The organism is Microbacterium sp. zg.Y909 (assembly GCF_024626565.1).
Map to the genome: position 1 here is coordinate 1 of NZ_JANJFJ010000712.1, position 818 is coordinate 818.

The 818-nt window shown below is 65.8% G+C and carries 1 protein-coding gene; it reads left to right on the plus strand.

Annotation, left to right across the window (positions count from 1 at the left end):
- Window positions 1-818 (plus strand): sugar ABC transporter permease (locus NQ160_RS24325; RefSeq protein ID WP_257517529.1); only part of this gene is annotated, 818 nt, incomplete at both ends.

An 818-nucleotide genomic window follows, 5' to 3' on the forward strand; every position in this document is an offset into this window, starting at 1 on the left:
CCCCCCCCCCGGCCAGCGCCGGCGCTGGTTCGTCGAGGTGGGCTGGAAGTACCTCGTCGCGATCGCGATCATCTTCTACGCCACCTTCCCGCTGGTGTACGTGCTGTCGGCTTCGCTCAACCCGCGGGGCACGCTCTCTGCGGCGAACGCGCTCTTCAGCGCATTCGACCTGTCCAACTACTTGGCGCTGGCCGACACCAAGTACTGGGCTTGGGCCGGCAACACCCTGATCGTCGCGGGCATCTCGTCGATCGGCGCGGTGATCATGGGCGCCGCGGCGGCCTACGCGTTCTCGCGGTTCCGGTTCTCGGGTCGCCGGGTGGGACTGACCACGCTGCTCATCGTGCAGATGTTCCCGCAGGCGCTGGCGTTCGTCGCGATCTTCATCATGCTGCTGACCCTCGGCGAGGTCATCCCCGCCCTCGGCCTCAACTCCAAGATCGCCCTGATCTGCGTCTACCTCGGCGGCGCGCTGGGAGCCAACACCTTCCTCATGTACGGGTTCTTCAACACGATCCCGATGGAGATCGACGAGTCCGCCAAGATCGACGGCGCCACACACGCGCAGATCTTCTGGCAGCTGATCATCCCGCTGGTGACGCCCATCCTCGCCGTCGTCGCGCTGCTGGCGTTCATCTCGGCATTCGCGGACTTCATCATCGCCAAGATCGTGCTCGTCTCCGAGGATCAGTGGACCCTCGCGGTCGGCATGTACCAGTGGGTGTCCAACCAGCTCTCGTCGAACTGGGGGCTCTTCGCCGCCGGAGCGGTGCTGGCCTCGATCCCCGTGCTCGTGCTGTTCCTGTCGCTGCAGCGCT